This window comes from Arcobacter caeni, from assembly GCF_003063245.1.
GTDB lineage: Bacteria > Campylobacterota > Campylobacteria > Campylobacterales > Arcobacteraceae > Aliarcobacter > Aliarcobacter caeni.
The window spans coordinates 1-22,058 of record NZ_MUXE01000005.1; the positions used below are offsets into that span (position 1 = coordinate 1).

The 22,058-nt window shown below is 26.4% G+C and carries 21 protein-coding genes; 11 read left to right on the plus strand and 10 right to left on the minus strand.

Annotated features, from left to right (window positions below):
• A partial coding sequence (locus tag B0174_RS04570; RefSeq protein ID WP_205663491.1) for a transposase occupies positions 1–389 on the plus strand: 389 nt, incomplete at its 5' end.
• Positions 390–464: 75 nt separating this feature from the next.
• On the opposite strand, the gene B0174_RS04575 is transcribed toward B0174_RS04570, so the two are convergent.
• Positions 465–2,153 (minus strand): ShlB/FhaC/HecB family hemolysin secretion/activation protein, encoded by a 1,689-nt coding sequence (locus tag B0174_RS04575; RefSeq protein WP_108558479.1) that lies wholly within the window; start codon positions 2,151–2,153, stop codon positions 465–467.
• A 15-nt stretch (positions 2,154–2,168) separates the two neighbouring features.
• Positions 2,169–4,781: a two-partner secretion domain-containing protein gene (locus B0174_RS04580; RefSeq protein WP_108558480.1), complete on the minus strand. Its 2,613-nt coding sequence runs from the start codon at positions 4,779–4,781 to the stop codon at positions 2,169–2,171.
• A 130-nt stretch (positions 4,782–4,911) separates the two neighbouring features.
• Between B0174_RS04580 and B0174_RS04585 the strand changes: the two genes are divergently transcribed.
• The 6 genes from B0174_RS04585 (at position 4,912) to B0174_RS04610 (ending at position 10,248) form a co-directional block, all read left to right on the plus strand.
• Positions 4,912–6,504 carry a transporter substrate-binding domain-containing protein gene (locus tag B0174_RS04585; RefSeq protein ID WP_108558481.1) on the plus strand — a complete coding sequence of 531 codons (1,593 nt, stop codon included), beginning with the start codon at positions 4,912–4,914 and terminating at the stop codon, positions 6,502–6,504.
• Between the two features lie 49 nt (positions 6,505–6,553).
• Positions 6,554–7,237, plus strand: coding sequence for a response regulator transcription factor (locus B0174_RS04590; protein ID WP_108558482.1), 684 nt, complete (start codon positions 6,554–6,556; stop codon positions 7,235–7,237).
• Between the two features lie 83 nt (positions 7,238–7,320).
• Positions 7,321–7,731, plus strand: coding sequence for a Sec-independent protein translocase protein TatB (gene tatB, locus B0174_RS04595; RefSeq protein ID WP_108558483.1), 411 nt, complete (start codon positions 7,321–7,323; stop codon positions 7,729–7,731).
• Positions 7,731–8,468, plus strand: coding sequence for a twin-arginine translocase subunit TatC (tatC, locus tag B0174_RS04600; RefSeq protein ID WP_108558484.1), 738 nt, complete (start codon positions 7,731–7,733; stop codon positions 8,466–8,468). Before tatB ends, tatC begins: the two co-directional genes overlap by 1 nt.
• 2 nt (positions 8,469–8,470) lie before the next feature.
• Positions 8,471–9,493, plus strand: a complete 1,023-nt coding sequence (gene queA, locus B0174_RS04605) for a tRNA preQ1(34) S-adenosylmethionine ribosyltransferase-isomerase QueA (protein WP_108558485.1) — start codon at positions 8,471–8,473, stop codon at positions 9,491–9,493.
• A gap of 14 nt (positions 9,494–9,507) precedes the next feature.
• Entirely contained in the window at positions 9,508–10,248 is a 741-nt protein-coding gene (locus B0174_RS04610; RefSeq protein ID WP_108558486.1) for a 3'-5' exonuclease, read from the plus strand.
• On the opposite strand, the gene B0174_RS04615 is transcribed toward B0174_RS04610, so the two are convergent.
• Entirely contained in the window at positions 10,245–11,486 is a 1,242-nt protein-coding gene (locus tag B0174_RS04615) for a ComEC/Rec2 family competence protein (RefSeq protein WP_108558487.1), read from the minus strand. The two genes, B0174_RS04610 and B0174_RS04615, sit on opposite strands and share 4 nt — an antisense overlap.
• Before the next feature lie 58 nt (positions 11,487–11,544).
• Between B0174_RS04615 and B0174_RS04620 the strand changes: the two genes are divergently transcribed.
• Positions 11,545–12,105, plus strand: coding sequence for a hypothetical protein (locus B0174_RS04620; RefSeq protein WP_108558488.1), 561 nt, complete (start codon positions 11,545–11,547; stop codon positions 12,103–12,105).
• Positions 12,106–12,116: 11 nt separating this feature from the next.
• Here the strand turns inward: B0174_RS04620 and ovoA are convergent, their stop codons facing one another.
• The 4 genes from ovoA to rraA are packed head-to-tail and all read right to left on the minus strand — an operon-like array spanning position 12,117 to position 17,471.
• A complete protein-coding gene (ovoA, locus tag B0174_RS04625; RefSeq protein WP_108558489.1) occupies positions 12,117–14,207 on the minus strand; it encodes a 5-histidylcysteine sulfoxide synthase in 2,091 nt (696 codons plus the stop codon).
• Positions 14,188–16,428: a tetratricopeptide repeat protein gene (locus tag B0174_RS04630; RefSeq protein ID WP_108558490.1), complete on the minus strand. Its 2,241-nt coding sequence runs from the start codon at positions 16,426–16,428 to the stop codon at positions 14,188–14,190. Before B0174_RS04630 ends, ovoA begins: the two co-directional genes overlap by 20 nt.
• 1 nt (position 16,429) lies before the next feature.
• On the minus strand, positions 16,430–16,990 hold the full coding sequence (locus tag B0174_RS04635) for a gamma-glutamylcyclotransferase (protein ID WP_108558491.1): 561 nt from the start codon (positions 16,988–16,990) through the stop codon (positions 16,430–16,432).
• A 1-nt stretch (position 16,991) separates the two neighbouring features.
• Positions 16,992–17,471, minus strand: coding sequence for a ribonuclease E activity regulator RraA (gene rraA / locus B0174_RS04640; RefSeq protein ID WP_108558492.1), 480 nt, complete (start codon positions 17,469–17,471; stop codon positions 16,992–16,994).
• A gap of 114 nt (positions 17,472–17,585) precedes the next feature.
• On the opposite strand from rraA, the gene B0174_RS04645 reads away from it, so the two are divergent.
• The 3 genes from B0174_RS04645 to lgt all read left to right on the plus strand — a co-directional run bounded on the left by B0174_RS04645 (position 17,586) and on the right by lgt (position 20,779).
• Positions 17,586–18,569: a hypothetical protein gene (locus tag B0174_RS04645; RefSeq protein WP_108558493.1), complete on the plus strand. Its 984-nt coding sequence runs from the start codon at positions 17,586–17,588 to the stop codon at positions 18,567–18,569.
• 105 nt (positions 18,570–18,674) lie between these two features.
• A complete protein-coding gene (locus tag B0174_RS04650; protein ID WP_407641246.1) occupies positions 18,675–19,964 on the plus strand; it encodes a (Fe-S)-binding protein in 1,290 nt (429 codons plus the stop codon).
• Positions 19,965–19,966: 2 nt separating this feature from the next.
• Positions 19,967–20,779, plus strand: coding sequence for a prolipoprotein diacylglyceryl transferase (lgt, locus tag B0174_RS04655; protein WP_108558495.1), 813 nt, complete (start codon positions 19,967–19,969; stop codon positions 20,777–20,779).
• Positions 20,780–20,781: 2 nt separating this feature from the next.
• Here lgt and B0174_RS04660 read toward each other — a convergent pair whose 3' ends face one another.
• The 3 genes from B0174_RS04660 to B0174_RS04670 are packed head-to-tail and all read right to left on the minus strand — an operon-like array spanning position 20,782 to position 21,992.
• Positions 20,782–21,054 carry a DUF2116 family Zn-ribbon domain-containing protein gene (locus B0174_RS04660; RefSeq protein ID WP_108558496.1) on the minus strand — a complete coding sequence of 91 codons (273 nt, stop codon included), beginning with the start codon at positions 21,052–21,054 and terminating at the stop codon, positions 20,782–20,784.
• The gene (locus tag B0174_RS04665) at positions 21,054–21,248 is read right to left on the minus strand and encodes a hypothetical protein (RefSeq protein ID WP_108558497.1); all 195 of its coding nucleotides are present in this window, start codon (positions 21,246–21,248) and stop codon (positions 21,054–21,056) included. The genes B0174_RS04660 and B0174_RS04665 overlap by 1 nt, the downstream gene beginning before the upstream one ends.
• Before the next feature lie 39 nt (positions 21,249–21,287).
• Positions 21,288–21,992, minus strand: a complete 705-nt coding sequence (locus B0174_RS04670) for a response regulator transcription factor (RefSeq protein WP_108558498.1) — start codon at positions 21,990–21,992, stop codon at positions 21,288–21,290.
• Positions 21,993–22,058: the final 66 nt, after the last annotated feature.

Here is a 22,058-nt window from a genome sequence, read left to right on the forward strand (position 1 = left end):
ATTTGAAATCTGTTTACTCAGCTTTAAATGAAGAAGATGCACAATTAGCACTCACAGAATTTAATGATATTTGGGGTAAAAAGTATCCAAATATTACTATGTCTTGGACTAACCATTGGTTAGAATTATCAACTTTTTTTAAATATCCAGATACAGTTAGAAAATTAATTTATACAACAAATCCTATAGAATCTTTAAATGCTACAATAAAAAGAAAGACAAAATCAAAAGGATCTTTCCCAACGATAGAATCAGCATTTAAAGTATTATATTTAGCAATCCAGGAACAACAAGAAAAGTGGAATATGTCTAGTGTTAGAAATTGGTTTGAAATTTACCCTCAACTTAGTATATTTTTCAGTGAAATTGTGTCAAAATATACTAAGTAATTAAAGGGTAACTGGTGGGTTTACACAGTTTATTTTACAGTCTCCGAAATTAAGAGTTTTTTACTAATCTATCTTCTAAAAAGTCATCCCAGCTTGAAATAATATTTTACTATTTCTATCAGGTTCACTTGTAACTTCTTTACTATTTACATTCCACGCAACTTGTGCTTGTCCGAAATATTTATCATACGAAGCATAATATCCTACTCCTGCATCTTGAAGTGCTTTTGTTTCAAAGCCTACATTATTATTTGCCATCCAAACTCTTCCTCTATCATAAAATATTCCTACACTATTATTTATATTTTGGAAAGTTGGAAGTTTATATTTAGCTTCTATATTAAATACATATCCATTTTCAGCACTTGATTCACTATCTGGATATAATTTAACTCCTGAGCTTCCACCAATAGAAATATCTTCACTTCCATCTAGGTTTTTATTTCCTAGAGCATATTGCATTTTTAAGGCTGTATCTAAAGATATTTGGTTTGTAAAAGCTATCGTATTTGACAAATCTAAATTTACTTTTGAGTAATTACCATTAGTATCTGCGCCATTTTCATCTGTTGTTTTATCAGCTACATCATCAAAGTTTAATTTTCCATATTTTACATTAAAGCTTATTTTTGACAGAAAATCAAAATTATTTACAACATAAGATTTATCATAATCAGTCCCTATTGTTAAAGATTGAGTATCTTTTTTTGTAACATCATTTGTTGAATTAACTTTATCTTCTAAATCTTTATTTGCAACATTTAAATTAACATATAGATTTTCACTTCTTGTTCTAATAACTGGGTATTTTAAAGTTGCATCTATAGTTTTTGCAGTTCCTTGTGCATCTAAATCTTTATATTCTTTAGTTAAATCATAATTTGTTTGAGAGTAAGAAATTTCTCCCAAAAGTCCATTTGAAGCCAATGGTGCGCTATAAGCTACTCTTCCATTTAGTAAATTAGTTTCATTTGATACTAATCCACTTAATGCAATTTTATCACCTATATCAAATGGCGAGTTAATATTTAATCCAGCCATTAATCTATTTTTACCTGTATATCTACTTCCTACATTATCTGTTAAAACATATCCATTTACTCTATTTATTTTTTCAGTTGTAATAATAAAATCTGAGCTTCCAACTTCACTTCCTGGTTTTACATCAGCTTGAGTTACTACTACACCTGGAGTATCATTGATAATAAGCATACTTCTTTCAAGAGTATTTGTTGAAACAACATTATCTCTAGCTTTTGCATCATCAAGCATACCTTGAACAACAGAGTCTTTTACTAATGATTTATTATTTAATTTAAATTCTCCATAATTTCCCTCAATAATGTCAATCATAAAAATACCATTATTTTTATTTATATCTTGAACTGGAATATAAGCTCTTGCTACAAAGTATCCTTGATTTCTATACTTTTTTGTAATAACAGATGTTACTTCTTCTAATTGTGTAAAAGTTAAATCTTTTCCATTATAAGAAGAAATTAAAGATTGAAGTTTAGATTCTTCTATATGAATAGCACCGTTTATTTTAAAGTTTTTTACAAAAATTGTTTTCCCACTTTTATCATCTTTCATAGTAGGAGCATATTTTTTTACTCCATTAATTTCTATTAATGGAGTTTGTTTTTGTTGTACTTCTTTTGGAGGTTGTACTTGTCTTTCTATATCTCCTATATTTGGAGTTGCGCCTAGAAGTACACTTGATGTTAAAAGTGATAGTGTGATAATTTTATTTATATGTTTCATATTTCTTCCTACTTCTTAATTTCTTTTATCTTCTACAACATAGAACTCTTGTTCTACACCATCTGGTAGGTTAACTCCACCATTTACTAAATCTATTACTGAATTATCAGAAAGTGATACTCTTGTATCTTGAACAATAGGATTTCCACTTTGATCTTTCTTTTCTGGTTGCATAGCTTTTATTTCAGTCAATGTTATTGCTTTTGTGGGTTCTCCATCAAATGGTTTTGAAACAAGATTTACATTAGCGCCCTCCCCAAATCCTAGATTAATATTAGATGCAATTACGGGTCTTGCTTGTGGTTGAAATACTGGTGGTGTTATTTTTGGAATATCTATTTTTACAGCAGCTGTATTTGCGATAGCTGAAATAACTTTATTTACACCTTCAGTATTTATTGCTGCTGGCGTTGCTGCTGGTGTTGGCGTTGAAGCTGCATTAAGTTCTGATAAAATAGTTGACATATCTCGGTTATCAAGTGATGTCAAATAGTTAAGGGTTTTCGAATCTCCAGCAGCAATACTGCCTAAATTAAATGCTATTGCGATACCTACATCACTTGTAGAAGTATCACCTTTATTTTGTGATGTTGTTCCAGCCAACATTCCATATGCATTATTTCTACCCACATTAAATCCGACTGAAGCACTTGAATTTGTAGTGTAATATATGATTTTTGACTGACTACCACCTGTTGCCGTAGAGTAAGCATCACCAGATATACTTGTAGCACTGATAACTGTTGCACTATCACCAGCAGATTTAAGCTGATCTATTGTATTTATAGTCGTGAAGTCACCACCAATATCCTTAGTATTATCTGGATCAAATCCTCTTACAAATACTACATTATCAAGTCCTGATGCACCAATATTATGTAAACTCACAGAATTATTAAAATATTTGTCATTAAGACTTAAACTAATTTGTTGAGAAACTTCAAGATTACCACCCAATGTTGATAGTACATTCGCTATTAATTTGTTATTTGAATCCAATCCAACTAATGTAATACCTGCTCCTGTTGCAAAATTGCTACCTTGAGTTTGTGTACCTGACAATGTATATCCAGCAGCAAATTCTTCATAAGGAGAACCTGGAAGAAAATAATCAATTCTTAAATCAACACCTATTCCAAAACCATCAGCATCACCAGTCATTCCAATACCAGATAGTCCACCTTGACGACCAAAAAATAAACTTGGTTTATTTGTAGTACCAAATTTACCTCCAGCATCATCATTAATTCCTATCTCAATATATTTACCACCTATAAATACACTTCCATCTACAATCGCATAACGTGTACTTGCCAAATCACTCCCTTTACGCCATTGTATAGATGGAGATGTTACTGTTTTACTATTCGCAAGTGTATATGTACTCATTCCACCATTTGCAGACCCTTGACCATAGAGAAAAATCACTCCACCTGTTGATGTACCTGTATGAGTTATATTTTCATTAATATTGATATCGTTATATGCCGATAAAGTCAATGTATTATCAGAAGACCATGAAATTGCTGAATTAACATTAATATTACCATCTGCACCACTTTCTCCAGAGCTTGTATCAGGAGTGTTTCCACTATCTGTTGAAATAATTACATTCCCACTACCTAAAGCTGTTTGAATTGCACCAGCTAAAGTTGTATCAATGATAATATTTACAGGATCAATAAGCCATTTTCCAGCTTTTATATCTGCTCCTAAAAAGTTAAAATTCTTTCCTGAGGTTTCAACAAATCCATTTTCGGCTTTTATTATTCCTCCAATTTCAGCAGTTCCACCATGAGCAAACACTTCAATTTTACCTGTTACTCCATCTAAACTACTTGCTTCAAGAATACCTATGTTATTTACTACACCTTTTAAAAGTTCATTTACAGCATTTGTTGTTAAATAAATTTCTCCACCATTTGCAGTAATTGTTCCTTTATTTTCAACCATTGCATCAAGAACACCTTTATCTACTATTAGGTTTACTATTGAGTTTCCATTTAGGTTTATTGTATATTCACTAGCACCTGTTAAATGTACTTTTCCCTTAACTGCTTCGATAGTTCCTTCATTTCTTACTTCATTTGAGGCTAATACTACATATCCATTATTTGATACTTCTATTGTTCCTAGATTTACTACTGAATTTGAAGTTGCATTTTTGAATTTATAATTTCCTGCATTAAAATCAGCATCACTTAGTTGTGCAGTAGTTGCAAGAATACCTGATGTATTTATACTTGCATTTTTCCCAAATAAAACACCATTAGAGTTTAATAACCAAACTTGTCCATTTGCGTTTAAAGCACCATTTATGATTGATTTTTCATTACCTACTACTCTATTTAAAGTAATTGAGTTTACATTTGGTTGATTGAAATTTACAGTTTCATTTTGAGCTATTGAAAAGTTATTCCAATTAATACTTGCTTTTTGTGTGGATTGATTTATATTGGTTGTTGTGCCATTTTGTGAAATATTCGCTGTTCCACTTGTTACAACTCCACCTGTTGGTGCTGCACTTGCTATTATTGCACTTCCTAGAAGTGCAGAAACTACAAGGCTAACTTTCCCACCTTTTAAGATTCTAAATCTTGAGCTAAAGTCATGATTAAATCGTGTCATTGGTTCCAGTCCTTTATTTTTATATTTTATATACAAATTATAAACAACCAATATCATTTCAATATCACATTTACTAATAATTTAAATTATTTATGTAAAATGTCTTATAAAATTTATTATTTGAGTTAAAATGAAAAAAAATTTCTTATTATTATTATTTCTTTTTTTGTTTGTTTTTTTATCTTCACTTTTTGCAGATAATATAGAACTAAATGAAGAAGAGTTATCTTATTTAAAAGTAAAAAAAATTATTACTATGTGTGTAGATCCAGACTGGGAACCATTTGAAAAAATAAATGAAAATGGTTTACATGAAGGAATTTCTGCTGATTTAATCAAACTTATTTCAGACAAACTTAATCTTAAAATAAAACTAATTCCTACAAAAAACTGGGATGAAAGTATAGATTTTTCAAAAGGAAAAAAATGTGATATTTTGAGTTTTTTAAATGAAACTGCTAAAAGAAAAGAGTGGCTAACTTTTACAAAACCTATTTTTAAAGACCCAAATGTTCTAATAGGAAGAAGTGAAAAAAGTTATATAGATGATATTTCAAAGGAAAATCTATCAATCGCACTTCCACGACAAACAGCAATGGGTGAAAGATTTGCAAAGGATTTTCCAAATCTTACGATAATTCCCACATCAAGTGAAGATGAAGCATTTAAGCTTGTGGAAGAACGAAAAGCTGATATAACTTTGAGGTCAATGATTATAACAGCATATACAATCAAAAAAAATGGTCTATTTAATCTAAAAATCATAGGTCAACCAAAAGGTTATGAAAATTATCTTCGAATAGGTGTAAGAAATGATGAACCTATTTTAAGAGATATTTTAAATAAAGCCATTACTACTATTACACAAAAAGATACCGATGATATTGTAAATGAATATGTAACAATTATTATAGAAGAAACTAGTAAATTTATTACTGATTTATGGGTTTTATGGGTTTTGTTAATAGCTTTTTTTATGATTTTATTGTGGAATTATATGCTTAATCAAAAAGTAAAAAAAGAAATCAAAAAAAAACAACAACAACAACTTATTTTAATAGAACAAAAAAGAAAAGCAGAAATAGGAGAACTTTTAGGAAATATTTCACACCAATGGAAAAATGGTTTATCACAAATATCATCATTAAATTTAGAAATGATATTTATGTACGAATTAAAAGAAAAACTAAGTGATAATAAAGAGTTTTATCAAAGACTAAAAGATACAGAAAATTCTATAAAATTTATGGTTGAAACTATGAATACTTTTTTAGGATATTATAAAATTGATGATGATTTTTCAAACTTTAAAATAAAAGAAAATATAAAACAAGTTTTAAAACTCATTGATGTGGAAATAAAAAACTCTAAATTAGAAGTAAAAATAGTAGAAAACTTTTCTTTAAATATGACAGCCAATAAAAATGAGTGGATGCATATTTGGTTGAATCTTATTACAAATTCTATAAAATCAGCAAAAATAGAAAATATAATAAAACCACAAATAAACATAACTATAAATGAAAATAGTGTTATTTTTACAGATAATTGCAAAGGTTTTGAAAACAAAGTTTTAGAAAATATTTTAAATAATGAACAAAGAGGTTTAGGTTTAAAAATGTCTTTTGAAATATTAAGAAAAAATAACTGGATAATGACAATCCAAAACTCTGAAAATGGAGCAAAATTTATTTTATATGATAAAAACAAAAATGTGATATAGAAATGATATTAGAAATATATAATTGCTAACTTATTTTAAAGGCTAAAAATTGATAAAAAATATAGATATTTTAAAATCATTAACGATTCTTTACGCAGAAGATGATTTAGTAATACAAGAAAGTACTTCAAGAATTTTAAAAATGTTTTTTAAAGAAGTATTTATCGCAAATAATGGAAATGAAGCTATAGAAACCTATCAAAGATATAAACCAAATATTCTAATGTTAGATTATGTAATGCCTAATTTAGACGGTTATCAAACTGCAAAACTAATCAGAGAAATAAATAAAAAAATCCCAATAATACTTGTAAGTACATATACAGATAAAGATAAACTTTTAAATGCAATTGAGTTAAATCTTATAAGATATATTGAAAAACCTATTTTATATGATGATTTAATGAATGTTTTTAATAGTGTTATTTCATCTTTAGAAGAGAATAATTTACTTCAAATAAAATTGGATGAAGATGTTTTTTATTCATTTATTACAAAAAAAATCATAAAAATGAATGAAGAAATATTTTTAACAAAAAATGAAATACTATTTTTAGAATTACTTTTAAGTAAAGCAAATCTTTTGGTTTCAAAAGAACTTATTGAAACCAATGTTTTTGAAGAGCCAGTGGATGAAAATACTATTAGAAATATGGTTTATAGGCTAAGAAAGAAGCTTGATTCTAAAATAATAGTAACAGTGAAAGATTTAGGATATTTAATAAAATCTTAATCAATTTAAATTGATGTGTTTAAGTAATATTTTTAAACTTATTAGTTAAAATCGTATCCTTTAATTATATAATGGAGTTCTAAATGTTTGGAATGGGTTTTACAGAAATTTTACTAATTGCAATGGTTGCAATTATTGCGTTGGGGCCTGAAAAACTTCCTACAACTATGATACAAATCGCAAAGTTTATCAATAAGATAAAAAATGGTCTTGCAGATGCCAAAACGACTTTAGATAATGAACTTAATATTTCAGAACTAAAAGCAGAAGCCACTAAATTCAAAACACAAATTGAAGAAACAAAAACTTCATTAAAAGTTGATTCAAAAATAGATTTAGGTTTAAATGATATTATGAAAGATAATTTAAAAGAAACTACAAAAGTTGAAGAAGAAGCAAAAGAGCCAAAAGAACCAAAACAAGAAAAAGTTTCTTTTAAAAATGATGATAAATTCAAAGTTAAATTAGATGAAAAAAAAGAGGATAATGCTTAATGTTTGAAGACTTAAAACCGCATATTGCGGACTTGAGAAAAAGATTAGTTATATCAGTAGTTACTGTTGTAGTTATGTTTTTTGTATGTTTTTCTTTTTACGAACCTATTTTAAATTGGATGATGGTTCCTGTTGAAGCGGTACTTCCTAAAAATTCACAAATGGTTGCAGTTGAAATTCAAGAAACATTTTTCACGGCATTAAAAGTTGCTTTTTTTGCTGGTTTTATTATTTCTTTACCTGTAATATTTTGGCAATTATGGTTATTTTTAGCTCCTGGGCTTTATGACCATGAAAAAAAACTAGTTATTCCTTTTGTATTCTTTGGAACAGTTATGTTTTTAGTTGGAGCTTCATTTGCTTATTATGTAGTTGTGCCAATTGGTTTTGATTTTTTAATTGCATTTGGTTCAACTGTTGTTACTGTATTACCAAGTATTGGAAGATATGTTGACTTTTTTACTAAATTATTATTTGGATTTGGTATTGCTTTTGAATTACCTGTTATTACCTTTTTTCTTGCAAAAATTGGTCTTGTTGATGATAGAATGCTAAAAGATTTCTTTAGATATGCAATTGTTATTATCTTTATAGTTGCTGCAATATTAACTCCTCCTGATGTTTTAAGTCAACTTTTAATGGCAGCTCCTTTACTTTTACTTTATGGAGTATCTATTTATATAGCAAAAGTATTTAATCCAGCACCAAAAGAAGACGAAGAAGATGAGGAAGAGTAAAATTGCTTGACCCACTAAAGACTTCAAGTTATGATTATGATTTACCAAAAGAATTCATAGCAACTCATCCAGTAAGCCCAGCTGATAACGCTAGGCTTTTGGTTTATAATCGAACTACAAACTCAATAACTCATACAACTTTTAAGAATCTTCTTGATTTTTTACCACAAAATTTATCAATTTTTTTAAATGATACAAAAGTTATAAAAGCTAGAATTTTTGGAACAAAAGAAACAGGTGGAAAAATAGAGTTATTATTGAATAAACCTCTATTTATGGATAGATATTTAGTAATGATAGGTGGAAAAGTAAGAATTGGAACAAAACTATTTTTTGATGAAAATCTAAACGCTGAAGTTTTAGAAGTAAATGAAGATGGAAGTCGTGTTGTACAGTTTTTTCAAAATGATAAGAAATTAGATTTTTTAACTCTTGTAGATATTTTAAATAAAATCGGACATTTACCTCTTCCTCCTTATATGAATAGAGATGATGAAGAAAAAGATGAAAAAGATTATCAAACTTTGTTTGCAAAAAACTATGGAGCAGTTGCAGCTCCTACAGCATCACTTCATTTTACACCAGAACTTTTAGAAAAAATAAATGCAAAATATAGTGTAAATTATCTAACACTTCATGTTGGAGCTGGAACTTTTAAACCAGTTGATGTGGATGATATTTTAAATCATCCAATGCACAGCGAATATTTTGAAATAGGAATTGATGCTAAAAAAGCTTTGGATAAAGCTTCAAAAGTTCTAGCAGTTGGAACTACGGTTACACGAACTGTTGAGTATTATCAAAGAACAAATAAAATCCAAGGTGAATGTGATTTGTTTTTAAATCCAGCAAATAAACCAATAAAAGTTGATTATTTACTTACAAACTTTCACCTACCAAAATCTACATTAATCATGCTTGTTGCATCATTTGTAGGATTAGAAAAAACACTTGAAATTTACCATGAAGCCATAAAAGAGAATTACAGATTTTACTCTTATGGTGATGGTATGTTAATAATTTAAAAAGGCAATAAAAAATGGCATATTATGTTTTATTTGATACAGAAACAACAGGAAATCAAGAAGATGATAAAGTTATCCAATTTGGAGCAATGATTGTTGACAAATCAGGAAAAGTTGAAGCTTTTGATGAATTATGTTCAAGTAGTGTAGCTATAAAACTAGAAGCTATGGAAGTTCATAATATCACTCCTGATTTATTAATAGGAAAACCAAAAGCAGTTGAAACAAACTTTTACAAAAAACTAGAAGAGTTAAATTCAAATGAAAATTATCTAATAGCTCATAATATTTCTTTTGATATGGGAATGATAAAAAAAGAGGGATTTGTAAATAACTATCAATTAATTGATACTTTAAGATGCGCAAAACATCTATTTCCAGAGCTTCCATACCATAGACTTCAATATATAAGATATGCACTTGAACTTTACAAAATTGAAGAAATAGAAGCAGCCAAACACAATATCACTATAAAAGCTCACGATGCAATAGGTGATGTTTTAGTAATGAAACTATTTTTAACAAAACTTGTAGGAAAATGTAGAGAACTTTATCCTGATTACAATCCAATAGAAAAATTAGTAGATTTAACAAAAACTCCTGTGTTTATTCAAACTTTTAAATTTGGAAAATACAAAGGTAAAGATGTCGAAACTGTGGCAAAAGAAGATGCAAGTTATTTAAACTGGATGAGAAGTAATATGGAACTTGATGAAGATTTAAAATATACTTTGGATAAGGTTTTAAAAGCTTAATTAATTTGTATATATAAATACAAATTAAAACCTAACATCAAAATATTCAAAATCCAAAAAGCCTTTTTATAAAATATCGAAAGAAATGAAAATATCAAAAAAATTGCAAAAAAATAAAAAGGCGTAAAAACTTCATAAACATACATTTTATACTCCAAAAAAATCTTTATAAAACTATCAAAATAAATCGCAAAATCAAAAATATGAGCGAATATTTCAAATGGATAAAAGAAAGTAAAAAATATTGTAATTATTATTGACAAAAACTGTTCATAAGAGGTTTGAGGAAAATAAAAATGAACTATCGGATTAAAAATCAAAAACATCCAAATATTAAAAACAACTATTTGAAGATATTTATTTAGGTTTGAAAAATATTTTATAAATAAAAAGATATAAAATACAGCCATTATAGAAAACCAAAATCCTAAAGAAAATAAAAATTTTGGAAATAATGAAATCACTATTAAAAAAGTAAAAAGAAGATTCATAAATGAAACAATTTTTATATTTGAACGAAGTAAAAATATTGTTAAAACGAACATTACAAAAGCTCGTAAAAGCGATGCTACAATTCCTGTTAAAATCAAATAACAAAAAAGTAAAAATATTGAAACTAAAAGTAAATCGTATTTTTTATTTCTAAAAGAAAAATACTTTTGATGGTAAAATGAATAAGGAAAATACAAAAACCAATAAATCACAAAAGATAAAACAACCAAATGAAACCCAGAAAGTGCAATCAAATGACTAATACTATAATTTGTACAAATATTTCTTAAATCTTTTGAAATTGGAGTTGCTAAAAATAGAGCTTGAAAAAGCTCTTTTATCATTTCATCTTGATGATTTAAATCTATTTTTTTTGCTATTTTATCACTAAATTTTGGAGTTTTTTCTAAATAATCAAAATAAATAGCTTTGGTATAAAAACCTTTTAAATAATCTAAAAAAGTAATATTTTGAGAAATTATTGTCATATTTAATAAGTCAGATTTTTTAATATTTTCATTTTTATCTGCATCAGTGAAAAAATCAAAATTAGCTGATTTTAGTCTCAAAATATTTTTTGTTGGTTTTTCATAAATATTTAAAACTTCAACTTTTACTTCGTATATCTCTTCATCAATTAAATCTAAATATTTATTATATTCAATGGAAACATTTATTATAAAAATAAAAAGTAAAGAAATAATTGCGAAGTATTGTTTATTTAAGTTTTTTATTTTAATAATCATAGTAGTTATTATACAAAAAATTGTTACAATGTTAAGTCATTTTCAAAAAGGATAAATTATGCAAATATCAACAACTACACAAACATCATTATTTAATACTTCAAGTGAAAATCTTTTATCGAAAGAAACAAATGAAGCAGAGAAAACTTCTTTTGATTCTTTAATGGAAAAAAAAGAAGATTCATCAGTAGTAATTCATAAAGAAACAACAGAAAATCTAGTAAAAGACCTAATGTCATTATTAAAAACTGGATTTACGGAGCAAGAATTAAAAGATATTGAAGAGACTTTAAGAAAATTAGAAGCCTTAAATAAGGATAAATCGTCAGCAAATTCTAATTCATTAATAGATATTGAAAATAAGATTAAACAACTTCAAGCACATTTAAAAGAAGCTCAAGAAAAAGCAACTGGAAGATCTGCTCAAAATTTAGATACGAATAGTAATTTAAATAATACATTATCAATAAATCAAGAACCCCAAATAAAAATTTCTAATTCTAAAGAAACTCTAAATAATATAAAAGATGGTTCAGTGTTAAAAGAGAATCAATTATTAGTTGCAAGTGCTGGTGAACAATTAAAATTGTTATCACAATTGAAACAAACTAAAAAATAGAGTTTAAAACTCTATTTTTTCTTCCAAATACTCATTTGAGAAATTGTATGTTGATATTTTCGCGATGTTTCTTTTATCACAAAGGGAACATCAATAGTTTCTAAAAGCTCAAAATTACCTATCAAATTCAGTTTTAAAGTATCTAAAGTTTTTACTTCTTTATTATCCTTAATAAATCCACCAAGCCAGTTTTCTTTTGGTGTGTAATCTTCTAGCCATGTATATGGACTTAAAAGAACTAATAATCCATCTTTATTTATTCGATATTGAATATCATCTAAGAATTTTTGAGGATAATATAATCTATCTATTAAATTTGAACAAAATACTAAATCAAAACCTGTATAAATATCTTTCAAATTACAAGCATCACCTTGCATAAATGTCACTTTATCTTTGATTTTTTCTAGTCCTAATTCTTTTAAAGAAACAGTTTTTTCTTCAAAAATTTCACCTTCTTTTTTGACTTTATAAATTAAAGAATCATAAATTTTGAGTTTAATCCCAACATTTATAAAATTTGTAGAAAAATCAATTCCCATAACTTCATCAAATATTTTAGCTATTTCAAAAGTAGATCTTCCAACTGAACAACCTAAATCCAAAGCTTTTTTCTTATTTAAATCTTTTAAATAAGGTTTTAAAAGTTCAACTGAATTTAAACAGAAATTCTTAACTCCAAAATTTTCACTTCCATAATGAAAATCGCAATATTGAGCAATTAATTCATCTGTTTCATAAACATTGTCATTTAATTTTGTTCTATATTCATTTGAAGATTTTACATATCTAAATCCAGCATGTTGGAAAAAGTGTTTTCTAAAGGCATATCGAGCCTCTTTTAAAGTTTCATTTCCTAAAGAGATAAATGAGCCACCTTTCATTAAAGCGTGTCTATCATCAAATGTAGGAGTTGTAAAATCATCATAAATAGGATGTGTAATAAAATCATCAAAAGGATAAATAGGAGTTATACTCCATTGCCAAACATTTCCTATTACATCATAAAAATCATCAAATTTATACTTATCTACACTACTTTGATTAAATTGAATAAGTCCAATATTTGCCTCTTTTTCTTGGGCATTTGTGTGATTATATAAAGCATAATATTCATCTTCACTTGGAAGTCTTACTTCAAAACCTAATTTTGAAGATTTATATTTACAAAATGCTTCTGCTTCATAAATATTTATATCAACTGGATAATTTAAAGCAAGAGGAATAATTCTATTTATTTCTCTTAAAAAATAACTGTCATCTTTTTTTATCCAAAAAGTTGGATATTTAGCTTGAGTAAAATCCAACCACTCTTTTCCTTCAAGTGAAAAAAATTCAGGTTTATTATAACCACCCTCTTTTACAAACTCTAAGTATTCACCATTTGAAACAAGATATTTTGATGCTTGAAAATCTTTTATGATAGCTTTGTGAAAAGAAAATTCATTATCCCATCCATAAAAAATAGGATTTTCTCTATTCTTTTGTAAAGTTACGGTTGAACCTTTTACTTCTAATAATTCATTTTTGGGATAAGTGTTTGAAGCTTCATTTTTATAAGAAAAAATTTCTTCTGTTTTTAGAAATTTAATATCTAACTCTCTTAGTAAAACCGAAGTTGTTTCAATATGTATATTTTCATGTTCAATTCCCATTAAAATAATCCACATAGAACTATCCCAATTTATTGGCATTGTAAAAGCCAAAGTATCAATCAAATCTAAAACTATTTGTTTTACTTCATTTCTATAAGCTTTTGTTTCTTCATAAGTTGGCCAAGTATAATGTCGTGAATTTAAATCATCCCAAGACATTTCATCAACACCTATTGCAAATATCGATTCAAATCTAGGATTAACTCTTTTTTTTATTACATTTGCAAGAGCTAATTTATTTATAAAAAATGTTGCTGTATGCCCAAAATAAAAAATCAAAGGATGTCTTAATCTATTTGGTTGTTGGAACAAAAATTCTTTATCTTCTAATAAATCAAAAAGCTTTTCATCCAATTCATAAGTTTGTAAAAACTGCTTTTTAATCTCTTCTCTTTTTTCTTCAATCGTACCTATTGTTAGGTTTACGCTATTTTTTATATAATTCATCAAATTCCTTATCTAAAAATTCTAATTTTTTTATTTTATTGGTTTTTTCAAACTCTTTGTATACATTTAATAGCTGTTTTAACTCACTTTGCCCTAAATTTATTAAATGATTTTCAAGTCTTAAAACTATATCTTTTGTATCAATTTTCAATAAACTTTTTACAATATAATTTTCAATTAAAACCATTCCTAATCTTTTTATTGATTTTGTTTTGTCAAGTATAATTAAAGCTTCATTTGTAGTTTCTAAAGCTTCATTACATAAAGATAAATCCATAATATTTGAAATTTTATATAAAATATTTAATGCAAAATTATGTAAAACAACTGGCATTTCATCCCTATCTCCAACTGATTGTTTTAAAATCATTCCAAGTCGCCCAAATTTTATTGATTTATCAATAGTTTTTTCATCTTTTGAAGTTTGTAAAATATATTTATATCTATAAGAAATAGCCATATTTACAAAAGTTCCACCATATTCAAAAGCTCCTAAAGTTGGTATTGATAAACATTTTTTATAAAAACTTATTGCTTCATCATAATTTTCATTCCACTCTTGTAAATTTGCTTTTATATTATAAAAATGCCATAACCATAAAGGATTATTATCTTCACTATGAGAAAACAGTAAACTTTCTAACTTATTTAAAGATTCTATTCCTTCTTGTTTTAAACTCTCATTTCTTTGTGAAATGATAATCCAAACAGCTTTTCTTTGATAATATCTAACTTCTATATCATTTGGTTTAAAATCTTTTCCTAAATTAAGCTCTTTTGGTAAACTATTATAAGCTTGTTCAAACAAACCCATTCTTTCATATAATGAACAAATATTTAAAGCATATTTATTTGGATTTATCTCATATAAATATTGATTTAACAATATCGCTTGTTCAAAATGACCATTTCTTTCAAATAAAAATGCTAAATCATTTAAAGCTTCTATTGAAATTTTTCTATAATAAGAGTTATTTGAACTTTCAAAAGTATTCACATCATTAAAATCAAACATAAATCCAGCTATTTCAAACCAATAAAAATTAATTAATTCATATTGTTGTTTATTTTTAATCGAACTAATTAGTTTTTCCAAAATCTTTATAGTTCGTCTTTGATCTAATACAATATCTTTTACATAATAATATAAAATCAAAAAAGATATTGGATTTTCAAAAGTTGCAACACACTCTTCAATATGATTTCGTAGGTAATAAGCTAATCTTTTTTCTTCATCACTTAAATCTTTGAAAGTAACATTTGAAGTAAAAAAAACTTGTAATGATTTTTCTTGAGCTAAAAATTTAAAGTCATCAAAACTTCTATTTATAAAGTTTTGAAATCCAAAAATAAGTTGATTTTTGGAATCTTGTTCCTCTTTTATAAAATTTTTACCACAATACTCAAAAAGCTCCAAAGATATAAAAGTTTTTTTATCTCTTTGTTTTAAAATAACAGTTGAGCAAAGTTGCATTAAAGAGTATAGTTTTTGCTCTTTTGAGGATAATAAAATTTCGATATCACACTTTTTAGAACTACTTTCATTTCTGATTATCTCAATATCTAAAACTCCGAGTTTTTTTAATCTTTTAGTTATATTTTGTAATTTGTCATTTCTAACATAAAAATTTACACTTAAAAATCTATTTAAAATCGTACTTGTAAAAATCTTCCAAAGCCAATGATTTGCATCTTCTAAATCAAAATTATAAAGATGAATATTTATCTTTTCATCAAAATTAAAAAGCGTTAATTTTAATTTCTTTAATTTTCTAATATCTTTATTAAACCAAGAAGAAATTAGATTTTTAAATTCATTTCCCTCTGCTTCTAAAATTGATGGCATCATCAATAAACCAAGAAAGAAAATAATAACAAAAGCAAAAGCTATATAATCATTAAATTCCCAAGAAAAAGGTATTTCAAAAACAATTTTTTTTAAAAAATCTTCATATATAGAAACTGATAAAAATCCTATAAGAATAACAAAAACAGAAAATACAGAAATAAAAGTTGATGAAAACTTCTTTTTTAAGAAATAAAAAAAAGATGAACTTCCAGCTAATAAATTCATATCATATTCAAATTTATCCAAAGTATCATTTTCACAATAAGTTATGTATAAATCGTTATTTTTCTTTATAACACAACTTTCATCTACAGTTTTTCTTTTTGAATTACAAAGTTTTGAAATATGGATAAAACAATTAGTTTGATTCATTTTAGTTTTTTATTCCCTCTCGCGCTATTTTATTTTGAAGTGGATCTGTAAATACATAAGAACCATTTTTTAAAGGAAAATCATAATTTTCAAAAGTTTTTTGAAAACCTTTAATAAAATTATCATCATAATTTTTCAAAGCTTCTTTTACAGTTTCTATATATTTAACTGGAATAAATGTATTTTCTTGCCCAATAAATGCAATTTTTTCTTTTTTTGTTGTCATAAAAGCTATTAAATCGCTTTTTATTGTTTCATCTAAAACATCAGTTGATTTTATAACTATACAACTATAATTTTTTTCTCTTAATTTTAAAACTTCTAATTCTTCTTGCGAAATTTCTATTACAACTCCATCTAAAATAGAATTTTTATTTTTTTGAATATTTAAAAAAACTCCATTTACACTCTTATCTTCAAAAGCAATAGATTCTATTGCATTCCAAACTCGTTCATAACCTTTTATTTTTACAGGTTTTAAATCATTTTGACTTAAAACTCTTTTAAAAGATTTTTGTGCAGATGATAAATTTATTAAAGAACCAAAACCAAATAAATACATTTTAAACCAATCTTTCTTTGCAAATTACTATTCCATCAGAATCAACATAAACAAAATCACCTGAATTAATCTCAACATCATCAATTACAAGAGGAACTCTTATTTGTCCATCTTGAGCAGGAATATATTTTCTAGGACAAGTTCCTTTGGCAATAAGCCCAATATCAAACTCTTTAGTTGTAACAGTATCTCTTACATAACCATTTACAATTATTCCCTCAAATTTATTATCACTTGCAAATTTCATCAAATTATCGCCAACAACAGCAAAATATCTCATATTTACATCAACAATAACAACTTTTCCAGTTCCATCATTATTCTTTAAGAATGTAGCTAAATCTTTATTGTTTTTATCAAGTTTTACAGTTATTACTTCACCTTTAAATTTTTTACTTCCACCAAAAGATTTAAAATCAGCTCCTAAAACTTCTGTTTTATCACTAAAGTTATCACACAAATCTGCTGTAAAAAAGCCCATAATATAATTCCTTTTATTTAAATTCATTAGAATCTATTATTATCTCATTTTAGTATTAAATTCTTCTTATTATTGAGACAAATTAGCTACAATACAATTTTTTAAAGGAATTAAATGAAACTTATTTTTAATACATTCTTAGTACTTATTATTTTATTTATTAGTGGTTGTAGCTCAAAAAAATTAACAATAAAAGCTCTTCAACCCTCAAAAATTGAAAATGAAAAAATTCATACAATAAGAATTGATAGATTTTATAGAGACGATGTAAATCAAACTGAAAGCATAGCAAACAAAATAGCAAATAAAATAGTTGATAATCAAAGAGTATTCGAAGTCAAATATAATGACTTTGGAGCAGATGCTGTATTAACAGGGGAAGTTTTAAATTCATCATTAAATAGTTATGTTTATTATAGAAGTGAAATAGATTATTCAAGATGTAGATTTTATAGATATGATGAAAAAAACAGAACCAGAGAATGTATAGAATACCAAATAAGAAGTATTCCTTGTGAAAAAAGAGAATACAATGTTACAACAAGTATAAAACTAATCAAACCAATAACAAATGCCTTAATATTCTCTAAAACATATGATAAATCAAGTTTTGATGATATGTGTTATGATAGACATCCTTATTATCCTTTCTATCCTGATTCAAGGGATAAATTTAGAGTAAACACTCAAATAGCAAATGATATTTCAAGTGATATTTTAGATGATATTTCACCACATTATGTATATTATGATATTGAAATAATTGATGAATTAGATAAAGATACTTTAGTTTTTTCAAAAGAACAAGAAAAAAGATTTGAAAAAGTTGTTGAATTAATTTTAACAAAAAATCTTGATTTAGCAAAAACACAACTTGAAAATTTAGATAAAGAATTTAACCAAAAAAGTTTTGAAGTTATCTATAATTTAGCACTAATAAATGAAGCATATAATCAACTAAAAATTGCAAATGAGCTTTATAATGAAGCAAAAATGTTAACTTTAAATACAAAATATTTAGATTTAGCTAATTATGGAATAAGTAGAACAAATAGAAATTTAGAGCAAAAAATAAAAGCCAAATCACAATTACCATAGCTTATAAAATAGCCATTTACCAACTTTTAACCATTATTTTTGTATATTAAATTTTTATTGTAAATATTAAAATTTTTAAACAAAAAAAGGTTAGATAAGGTGTCAATGAATAAATTTAATTACACAGCAATCTCAGATGACTGTGTAAAATGTGGAAAATGTAAACCTGTTTGTACAATCTTTAATATAAATCAAGATGAGGCTACAAGTCCTAGAGGATTTATTGATTTATTAGGAGCTTATGAAAGAAATGAATTAGAGCTTGACCAAACAGCAAAAGATATATTTGAATCATGTTTTTTATGTACAAACTGCGTAGAAGTTTGTCCAAATGATTTACCAACGGATATGATAATTGAGCAAGTAAGAAGCGATATTGCAAAAAAATTCGGTATTGCTTGGTATAAAAGATTATTTTTCTTTTTATTAAGACATAGAAAAACTATGGATTTATTATCAAAATTAGGTTGGGTATTTCAAACATGTGCTTTAAAAATAGATGAAAAAAAACAATCTGCACTTCCTCGCTTTTCTTTACCAATTGTAAAAAAAGGAAGAGTTTTACCCTTTGCTGATTCAAGAAGTTTTCTAAACAAATATCCAGCAAATATTCCAGCTACTAATAAAAAAATAGAAGAAACTAAAAAAAATAAAGTTGCTATTTTTATAGGTTGTATGAGTAATTATACTTACACAAACACAGGAGATTCATTAGTTAAGATTCTAAAAAAACTTGAACTTGATATTATGATTCCAAAAAAACAACTTTGCTGTGGAGCTCCTGCATATTTTACAGGAGATTTTGATACAGTTGATTTTCTTGCTAAAAAAAATATCGAATATTTTGAAACTTGGATTGATGAAGTTGATGCTGTTATTATTCCAGAAGCTACATGTAGCGCAATGATTAATCAAGATTGGGCGCACTATTTCCACAATCAACCAGAATGGAAAAAAAGAGCTGAAAAATTATCAGCAAAAATATTTATGGCCACAAAATGGCTAGAAAATAGTACAGATTTAAAAAATATGTTAGCAAACAGTGGCAAAAAATTTGACCAACTTGTAACTTATCATGATCCATGTCATGCTAAAAAAATGCAAGGTATTTGGAAAGAACCACGAGAATTACTAAAACAAAATTATGTGTTAAAAGAGATGAGTGATCCCAATAGATGTTGTGGATTTGGTGGAGTTACTATGCAAACAGAAAAATATAGTTTCGCAAAAGCAGCAGGTGCTCCAAAAGCTGCCATGATAAAAGAGACAAAAGCACAAATTGTAAGTGCTGAATGTAGTGCATGTAGAATGCAAATTACAAACTCTTTATTTTTAGCAGATGTAGATGTTCAATTTAAAAATCCGATTGAACTAATCGCTGAAGCATTGGAGTAAAAATGGAATTTTGGCAAAATATATATTCACACTTTAACCCTGTTGCTTTTAATTTAGGACCTATTGCTGTTCATTGGTATGGAATTATGTATGCACTTGCATTAATTAGTGCAATATATGTAGCAAAATGGTTTATAAAACGAGATAAATTACCAATTACAAATGAACTATTTGACTCTTATGTTTGGTGGGCTGAAATTGGTGTAATTTTAGGTGCAAGAATTGGATATATTTTATTTTATGATACACATACAATGTATTATCTTACTCATCCATGGCAAATATTTAATCCTTATATAGATGGTGTTTATGCTGGAATTTCAGGGATGAGTTATCATGGAGCTTTTTTTGGTTTTATTTTGGCTTCATACTTATTTTGTAGAAAAAATAAAATATCATTTTGGTTTATAACAGATATTGCAGTAATTGGAATTAGTGCAGCATATGTATTTGGACGAATTGGAAACTTCTTCAATCAAGAGTTAGTAGGTCGTGCTACTGATGTTCCTTGGGGAATTTATGTAGGACAAGTATTGAGACATCCCTCACAGATTTATGAAGCAATTCTTGAGGGACTAGTAGTTTTTGCAATTTTAGTTTATCTTAGAAAAAGAAAAACTTTTGATGGGCAATTAGCTTTAATGTACGGAATTTCATATTCAATAGCAAGAATAATTGCTGAATTCTTTAGACAACCAGACACACAATTAGGATTTATTTATAGTAATTGGCTTACAATGGGAATTTTACAATCTCTTGTAGTTTTAGGAATTTGTGTGATTTTATATGTAAAAACAAGAAAAATAAATAGTTAATTTTAACTATTTATTTTAATCTCTTTGGTATATCCAGCTTGAATAGCCAATTCAGCTATTTTATTTTTTAGTAAATCTAATCTCCAGCCATGCCTACTTGCAAAATTATCTATTTCGGCATCTCTTTCTTCAGGAGTGCAAAATACAAAAATTCTCTTTAAAAAAGGTTTTGGTACTTGAATAGCTATTAATTGAAAATAATTTTCTTTACAGCTTCTTGAGCAAAAAGCCTTACTCATAGCAATCTTTTTTTTGCAGAATGGGCAATGCGACATTATTTATTACCTTTGATTATTAGTTTATAGAACTTTGCATTAGTAACATCTTGAAGAAATTTCGGTTCTATATCATGTAAAGCTATTATATCAATAACTTTACCCTCTTTTAACCAACCTCGTCCTGTATCTTCTATGATTTGGTTTTCAAACAATTGGATTAATTCTTCTTTAGAAACAACCTGTTCTTTCATATTATAACTTTTTTATTAAGATTTTGCAAATAGCCATTCTTAATTTGACTTAAGAATATCTATTGTATAGCCCTTGTTTGAGTGGTTTTTGATAATTTCATAATAAGTTTTTTGTCTGATTTTATTTACTATATTTCGCATAGTATAAATAGACATATCTTTACCTTTCCAAACAATATCTTTTATTGTATCATAATCTGTTATGTCATTTCGTCTTGTGATTAATAATTTTAAAAAAGATTTTTCTAATCTTGTGAAATCAATTAATATTCCACCTGGTTTAAAAAATTGATCTCTATATTCATCAAAATACACACCATTTTCAAATTCTATTTTATCGCCTCTTTTTGTTTGGTTCAAACACATAATAACTGCTAGTTTTAAATCTTTTGCTCTTAAAGGTTTTGATAAAAATGTATATGCACCTGAATTAACTGCTGTAACGATATTTTCATTATCATCTGTTTCTGAGATAATAATTTTTGGTAAAGTTGGAGCTAAACTTGATAATTCAGAACATAATTCAGAAAAAGAAACACCTTTAATATCTGTATCTATAATAACCATATCATAAGTGTTTGAACATGCCAATGCTAAGGCATCTTTCAGAGTTGAAGCTACTTTTAGTTCTTTAAAATAGTCGTCAAATTCTTTTCCAATTTCTTCATTTATTTTCTCATCACTACTTAAAAAAAGTAGTTTTGCATTATATAACTTTCTAATATTTTTCACTGTTTTTAACATAATAATTCTCTTTATATATTGGTTTATTTCTAATAATAACTAAATTTTAATAATTTGTCAAAATAT

Bases quoted from the DNA above. Each gene is read 5' to 3' on its own strand.
- B0174_RS04575 (WP_108558479.1), bottom strand. From the start codon at position 2,153: ATGAAACATATAAATAAAATTATCACACTATCACTTTTAACATCAAGT.
- B0174_RS04580 (WP_108558480.1), bottom strand. From the start codon at position 4,781: ATGACACGATTTAATCATGACTTTAGCTCAAGATTTAGAATCTTAAAA.
- B0174_RS04585 (WP_108558481.1), top strand. From the start codon at position 4,912: ATGAAAAAAAATTTCTTATTATTATTATTTCTTTTTTTGTTTGTTTTT.
- tatB (WP_108558483.1), top strand. From the start codon at position 7,321: ATGTTTGGAATGGGTTTTACAGAAATTTTACTAATTGCAATGGTTGCA.
- tatC (WP_108558484.1), top strand. From the start codon at position 7,731: ATGTTTGAAGACTTAAAACCGCATATTGCGGACTTGAGAAAAAGATTA.
- B0174_RS04610 (WP_108558486.1), top strand. From the start codon at position 9,508: ATGGCATATTATGTTTTATTTGATACAGAAACAACAGGAAATCAAGAA.
- B0174_RS04615 (WP_108558487.1), bottom strand. From the start codon at position 11,486: ATGATTATTAAAATAAAAAACTTAAATAAACAATACTTCGCAATTATT.
- B0174_RS04620 (WP_108558488.1), top strand. From the start codon at position 11,545: ATGCAAATATCAACAACTACACAAACATCATTATTTAATACTTCAAGT.
- ovoA (WP_108558489.1), bottom strand. From the start codon at position 14,207: ATGAATTATATAAAAAATAGCGTAAACCTAACAATAGGTACGATTGAA.
- B0174_RS04630 (WP_108558490.1), bottom strand. From the start codon at position 16,428: ATGAATCAAACTAATTGTTTTATCCATATTTCAAAACTTTGTAATTCA.
- B0174_RS04635 (WP_108558491.1), bottom strand. From the start codon at position 16,990: ATGTATTTATTTGGTTTTGGTTCTTTAATAAATTTATCATCTGCACAA.
- rraA (WP_108558492.1), bottom strand. From the start codon at position 17,471: ATGGGCTTTTTTACAGCAGATTTGTGTGATAACTTTAGTGATAAAACA.
- B0174_RS04645 (WP_108558493.1), top strand. From the start codon at position 17,586: ATGAAACTTATTTTTAATACATTCTTAGTACTTATTATTTTATTTATT.
- B0174_RS04650 (WP_407641246.1), top strand. From the start codon at position 18,675: ATGAATAAATTTAATTACACAGCAATCTCAGATGACTGTGTAAAATGT.
- lgt (WP_108558495.1), top strand. From the start codon at position 19,967: ATGGAATTTTGGCAAAATATATATTCACACTTTAACCCTGTTGCTTTT.
- B0174_RS04660 (WP_108558496.1), bottom strand. From the start codon at position 21,054: ATGTCGCATTGCCCATTCTGCAAAAAAAAGATTGCTATGAGTAAGGCT.
- B0174_RS04665 (WP_108558497.1), bottom strand. From the start codon at position 21,248: ATGAAAGAACAGGTTGTTTCTAAAGAAGAATTAATCCAATTGTTTGAA.
- B0174_RS04670 (WP_108558498.1), bottom strand. From the start codon at position 21,992: ATGTTAAAAACAGTGAAAAATATTAGAAAGTTATATAATGCAAAACTA.